The 6,000-nt window shown below is 46.3% G+C and carries 6 protein-coding genes; all 6 read left to right on the top strand.

The features are described 5' to 3' along the window. The first annotated feature begins 153 nt into the window (after positions 1-153). The 6 genes from OSC7112_RS31010 (at position 154) to OSC7112_RS30985 (ending at position 5,629) form a co-directional block, all read left to right on the top strand. Entirely contained in the window at positions 154-1,401 is a 1,248-nt protein-coding gene (locus OSC7112_RS31010; RefSeq protein WP_015179624.1) for an HhoA/HhoB/HtrA family serine endopeptidase, read from the top strand. An 82-nt stretch (positions 1,402-1,483) separates the two neighbouring features. Next, positions 1,484-2,020: a peptide deformylase gene (def, locus tag OSC7112_RS31005; protein ID WP_015179623.1), complete on the top strand. Its 537-nt coding sequence runs from the start codon at positions 1,484-1,486 to the stop codon at positions 2,018-2,020. Positions 2,021-2,108: 88 nt separating this feature from the next. Further along, positions 2,109-2,660, top strand: coding sequence for an AAA family ATPase (locus OSC7112_RS31000; protein ID WP_015179622.1), 552 nt, complete (start codon positions 2,109-2,111; stop codon positions 2,658-2,660). Positions 2,661-2,800: 140 nt separating this feature from the next. Beyond that, positions 2,801-3,370 carry a TerD family protein gene (locus OSC7112_RS30995; protein ID WP_015179621.1) on the top strand — a complete coding sequence of 190 codons (570 nt, stop codon included), beginning with the start codon at positions 2,801-2,803 and terminating at the stop codon, positions 3,368-3,370. 123 nt (positions 3,371-3,493) lie between these two features. After that, on the top strand, positions 3,494-4,948 hold the full coding sequence (locus OSC7112_RS30990; protein ID WP_223300724.1) for a TerD family protein: 1,455 nt from the start codon (positions 3,494-3,496) through the stop codon (positions 4,946-4,948). A gap of 81 nt (positions 4,949-5,029) precedes the next feature. Then, complete coding sequence (locus OSC7112_RS30985; protein ID WP_015179619.1) at positions 5,030-5,629, top strand: TerD family protein; 600 nt, start codon at positions 5,030-5,032, stop codon at positions 5,627-5,629. Positions 5,630-6,000 lie beyond the last annotated feature (371 nt).

Here is a 6,000-nt window from a genome sequence, read left to right as displayed (position 1 = left end):
TAGTCGTCAGATGCTAAAGTTTAAGGGAGTCTGCCGTAGCTTGCGGGGCGGGACGCCATCGCCAAAATTTTTGCGGCTCGGCAGCCCAAACCAGGTATCGGGGAGCTGCTCGGCAAATATTTAGATTTGGCAGGAAAGCCTAAAAACGTGGCCATGAAGAGTTCTACTGGCAAATTTTGGAAGCAACCGGCAATTTACATATTGCTGCTGGTAACGGGAGCCGGGGCCGCCATGTTGGGCGATCGTCTGACGGTTTCTCAATTTCGTGCAAATTCCGGCGATTCGGGACAAAGGGCGCTGGAACCGAAATTGCAACTACCTCCTAATACAAATACAAAGGATCGAGTTAGCAAAGTCTTGCCGCCTGCTTCCTTGTCGGGCGACGCGGCTAATGTGAATTTTATTGTGGCTGCGGTGGCAAAAGTTGGCCCGGCAGTGGTTCGGATCGATGCTTCGCGCCGGGTGAAACCGGAAAATAGAGGGCTGTCGCCGGAAGATTTTTTTGGCATAGAACCGAATTCGGGCGGCCGGGGCGGGATCGAACGGGGTACTGGTTCGGGTTTTGTCATCGGGCCCGACGGCGTAATTCTCACTAACGCTCACGTTGTAGAGGGAGCCGATACGGTAAATGTAACTCTCAAGGACGGCCGCAGCTTTCAGGGCCGGGTGTTGGGGGCTGATAAGGTGACGGATGTGGCTGTGGTGAAGATTGACGCGAACGCTCTGCCTGTTGTGCCGATCGGCAATTCGGATAAGCTGTTGTCTGGGGAATGGGCGATCGCGATCGGCAATCCTTTGGGTTTGGACAATTCCGTAACTGCGGGGATTATTAGCGCTACGGGGCGATCGAGCTCTGATGTGGGCGTACCCGACAAGCGCATCGGTTTTATTCAAACAGACGCTGCAATTAATCCGGGGAATTCCGGCGGCCCGCTGCTGAATGCTTCGGGCCAAGTTATTGGCATGAATACGGCGATTATTCAAGGTGCTCAAGGATTGGGGTTTGCGATTCCCATTCAGGCGGCGCAACAGGTGGCGAAGGAACTGATTTCGACGGGGAAAGTCGAACACGCTTATTTGGGAATTGAAATGGCGACGCTGAATCCAGAGGTTAAGCAGCAAATTAACAGCAATGCTAACAGCAGTCTGCGAGTTGCAGTCGATCGGGGTGTGGCTATTGTTAGCGTTGTTCCTAATTCTCCCGCAGCAGCAGCCGGTTTGCGCGCGGGAGATGTGATTCAAAAAATTAACAATCAGCCGATTATTCAGTCGGAAGCTGTTCAGGATTTCGTGCAAAATGCTAAGGTTGGCGGTCTGTTGCAAATGGAAATCAACCGCAACGGGCAAATAGTTAATTTGACTGTTAAAACGGGAAGTTTGCCGGTTCAAAAAGTTGGATAATCTGTTGACAGTTGACAGTTGACAGTTGACAGTTGACAGTTGTTACCAATTACCAATTACCAATTACCAATGACTAATTAATATGGCAGAAATCTTGCAAATCTCACAATTAGGAAATCCCGTATTGCGCCGCCGATCGCAAGTTGTCGAGAATATTAAGGACGATCGCGTTCAACAGTTGATTGACGGCTTAATCTCTACCGTACAACACGCGCACGGAGTAGGGATTGCCGCCCCTCAAGCGGCTCAGTCCGATCGCCTGTTCATCGTCGCATCTCGCCCCAATTTGCGGTATCCCCAAGCACCCCACATGGAACCCACAGCGATGATTAATCCCCGGATTGTGGCTGCATCAACAGAGACAGTCAAAGACTGGGAAGGCTGTTTGAGCATTCCGGGGATTCGGGGCTTGGTGCCCAGAAGTAGGGCGATCGAGATAGAATACACCAGTAGAGACGGCCAACTCCACCGACAAGAATTGACAGACTTTGTGGCCCGGATTTTTCAACACGAACACGACCATTTAGATGGAATCGTGTTTTTAGACAGGGTAGAAAGCACCAGAGAACTGATGGCAGAGGATGAGTACCAAAAGCAATTTGTTAATTTACTCCCTTGAACACAAATTTGTGAGCCGATTTGAGATTTACTCGTTATTACTCACTCGTTTTTTGTAGCGCTAAGTCATTGAATCTATTACAAACAGTATGAACAGCAATCAACAAGCTGCAAATCATCAGCCACAAATTATTATGATTACGGGGAACATGGCTGCTGGCAAATCAACTGCTGCCCAATCACTTGCCGAACGGTTGCCCAAAAGTGTTCACCTGCGCGGAGATATCTTTCGTCGCATGATTGTGAATGGGCAGGCGGAAATGGCGTTAAATTTGTCAGCAGAGGCATATCAGCAACTTCAACTGCGCTATCACCTGGCAGCAATGGCAGCGCGACAATATCTCCAGGCTGGCTTTACGGTTGTCTATCAAGACATCATCATTGGTTCGGCACTCAGTGAGGTGGTCGCCGCGTTTCATGATGTACCGTTGTCAGCGATCGTTCTGTGTCCCCAGGCAGAGGTTGTAGCGGCACGAGATGCAGCAAGATCCAAGACCGGATATGCCAACGAAACAATGGTTTATGCATTCGATCGCATCCTCCGCACCGAAACTCCTCGTCTCGGTTATTGGCTGGATTCAACCCATCTAACGGTTCAAGAAACGGTCGATCGGATTTTGGCAAATTTGCAAAATGAATGAGTGAAATAACAGCGCTATGTGCCTGAGCGCGATCGCTCCTAAATCAATCGTTTAAAGGGAAGACATCTTATACTTGACATTTAAAATTTGTGATATAACTGTTAACAATAATATCAAAGATGTTGCGAACAGGAGAGCAAATGTCTATCAATTTGGAAAAAGGCGGGAGAATCAATCTCTCTAAAGAAGCACCGGGGTTGAAAAATGCCGGAATTGGTTTGGGATGGGATCTCAACGCTACAGACACCGGCGCAGCGTTTGACTTAGATGCTTCCGTGTTTATGTTGGGGGCTACTGGCAAAATCCCCAGCGAAAAATACTTTGTTTTCTACAACAACAACCAATCGCCGGACACTTCTGTAATACATCTGGGAGATAGCAGAACCGGAGAAGGATTTGGCGATGATGAAACCGTTACAGTCGATTTAACCAAAGTCGATCCGGCGGTGCAAGAAATTGTGTTTGTGGTAACTATCCACGAAGCAGAATCGAGAAGGCAAAACTTCGGTCAAGTGCGAAATGCTTTTATCAGGATTTACGACACTACTACGAACACAGAGGTAACGAAGTACGATTTGGACGAGGATTTTTCTAGGGAGACAGCGGTAGAGTTTGGCAGACTTTACAAGAAAGACGGCGAGTGGAGGTTCCAAGCTGTAGGACAAGGTTACAATTCCGGCTTGCAAAGCTTTGTAGACAAGTATGCCTGATAAAAGGTCGTTAGCGAAGCCCTCGAAGAGGATCGCTCCTATCTAAATAAATCGAGGGGAAATTCGGAAGCAGGAATGTTTCCCTCGATTTTAATCAATCAGACTCATGAGGTGATAAACCAGATGGGAATTCAATTAAAGAAGGGCGAAAGATTCAATCTTTCTAAAACAACTCCAAGTTTAACAAAAGTTGCGATCGCCCTGGGGTGGGAAATAGCAAGTGAACTAAATTTCTCAGACTCAAACCAGCAAAGCTGCGATATCGATGCCTCGGTTTTTGCATTAGGTTCTGATGGCAAAATCCCCGATGAAAGATACTTTGTATTTTACAATAACTCGCAGTCGCCGGACGGAGCGATCGCCCATTCGGGAGATAATCAAACCGGTCAAACTCAAGGAGATGACGAGACAATTTATGTAGACTTAGGAAAAGTAACGGCTGCGGTTGAGGAAATGGTCTTTGTGGTCACAATTCACGACGCACAAGCTAAACATCAAAATTTCAGCCAAATCAGAAATGCTTTTATCCGATTGTACGATCGCGCAACCGACAGCGAACTAGCGCGCTATGATTTAACAGAAGGTTTTTCTGAAGAAACAGCAGTCGAGTTCGGACGGTTGTATAAAAAAGATGCAGCTTGGAGATTTCAGGCCGTAGGACAAGGATATAAAGCCGGGTTGCAGAGTTTTGTTGAGAAATATCATTCAGAGATTCAACCGCAAGAAAAACCAGCAAAACGTACAGTAGAACTGCCTAAATTACCAGTTATTGAAGATAGCCACAAAAGTCAGAAAGCTATAGCATTAGACAAAAAGCTTGAGGAGAAAGCGCCGCACATTTTCAATCTCGCCAAGAAAGCCGATATCTCGCTAAAAAAGGCAAATCTCACAAATCACGATGCTCAAGTAGCGCTTTGCCTCGATATTTCGGCTTCCATGTCTTCCCTATACAGTTCAGGAAAAATTCAGCGTTTGGCAGAGAAGATTTTGGCTTTGGGATGTCGGTTTGATGACAACGGATCGATCGACATATTTCTGTTTGGAGTCAACCCCCACAATCCCGGTGAAATGTCGATCGACAATTTCTCAAACTTCATTCACCACATACTGCAACAGTATCCTTTAGAAGGAGGTACTTACTACGGTAAAGTGATGAAGGAAATTAGAAACTTCTATTTTCCTGACGGTCGCGGTAGCAGGCGGTACGCACCTATTAAAGCCGATCGACCTGTCTACGTGATGTTTGTCACGGATGGAGAAACGGCAGACGAATCGGAAAGCAAGCAGCAGCTACAATGGTCGTCCCGCGAGCCGATATTTTGGCAGTTTATGGCGATCGGCAAGTCGCAGAAAGATGTCAAAAGTAAGGGAGTTCGCGGGTGGTTAGCAAGAGCCGCAGCGAGCGATTTTAGCTTTTTAGAGCAGCTTGACGAAATGGGCGATCGCTACCTAGACAACGCCGATTTCTTCAGTTTAGAAGACCCGGAACATATTGCCGATGAGGAATTATACGATTTGTTGACCGCCGAATATCCAAATTGGGTAAAATCAGCACGAATCAAAAATCTCTTACCCTAGAAACAGCTTTTGCAGCAAAAAAAAATGCTAGCTTAGGGCAATCATTCAACTTCACCAGAAACATTACAAAATCACAAAACTATGGCTATCAACTTGACAAAAGGACAATCGATCGTTCTCAGCAAAAGCGAATACGACTTGTCCAGACTGACAATGGCTTTGGGCTGGGATGTTGCACAAGCTAAAAAAGGTCTTTTCGGCCGAAGCAGCGGTGCCAATTTTGACTTAGATTCCTACGCTCTGCTGCTGGGAGAAAATGGCAAAATCAAGAACTACAAAGAAGATGTAATTTATTACTCTCATTTGGAGTCAAAAGACCAAACTGTTGTTCACTCAGGGGACAATCTCACGGGCGAGGGAGAGGGAGACGACGAACAAATATTGGTGAAATTGAGTTCTTTGCCAGCACAATATCACAAAATAATTTTGGGCGTTAATATTTACGATGGGAAAGAGAGAAAACAGCATTTTGGGCTGGTAGAAAATGCTTTCGTGAGAGCTGTAGATGCCGCCGGGAAAGAAATAGCTCGCTATCGCTTGTCAAATGACCCATCTTATGAAGGAAAATTAAATATGTTGATGGGAGAAGTTTATCGAGAAGGCGGCGAGTGGAAGTTTAAGGCTTTGGGAAATCCTTTGGCTGAAGATTTGAACGGTGTTGTCGGTTCGTTTATGCGGTGACATTAAATCTGTTAAATTCAGGCTTGTAGGGGCGGGTTTCACCACCAATATCAGCCAATAATTGATGATTTAAATAAACCCGCCCCCGCCCAACGGTAAATCCCATAATTGTCGGGGCGGGTTTCACCAACAATATTAGCCAATAATTAATAATTTAAATAAACCCGCCCCACCCAACAAACAATAGCAATGCACATTGTTTGCAGAATTGTAGGGGCGGGTTTCACCCGCAATATCAGCCAATAATTGATGATTTAAATAAACCCGCCCCCGCCCAACGGTAAATCGCAATGAACATTTTTCGCATTCGATCGAAGTCAAGGTTGATGTAGGTTATTTGTGGGGTGAGGGCGGGTTTATATATATTGTTT

It is taken from the genome of Oscillatoria nigro-viridis PCC 7112 (genome assembly GCF_000317475.1).
Lineage (GTDB): Bacteria > Cyanobacteriota > Cyanobacteriia > Cyanobacteriales > Microcoleaceae > Microcoleus > Microcoleus nigroviridis.
This window is presented reverse-complemented; position numbering and strand designations above follow the sequence as displayed.

Excerpts from the sequence above, each read along its gene's own strand:
- def (WP_015179623.1), top strand. The coding sequence starts at position 1,484 with ATGGCAGAAATCTTGCAAATCTCACAATTAGGAAATCCCGTATTGCGC.
- OSC7112_RS30990 (WP_223300724.1), top strand. The coding sequence starts at position 3,494 with ATGGGAATTCAATTAAAGAAGGGCGAAAGATTCAATCTTTCTAAAACA.
- OSC7112_RS31000 (WP_015179622.1), top strand. The coding sequence starts at position 2,109 with ATGAACAGCAATCAACAAGCTGCAAATCATCAGCCACAAATTATTATG.
- OSC7112_RS31010 (WP_015179624.1), top strand. The coding sequence starts at position 154 with ATGAAGAGTTCTACTGGCAAATTTTGGAAGCAACCGGCAATTTACATA.
- OSC7112_RS30995 (WP_015179621.1), top strand. The coding sequence starts at position 2,801 with ATGTCTATCAATTTGGAAAAAGGCGGGAGAATCAATCTCTCTAAAGAA.
- OSC7112_RS30985 (WP_015179619.1), top strand. The coding sequence starts at position 5,030 with ATGGCTATCAACTTGACAAAAGGACAATCGATCGTTCTCAGCAAAAGC.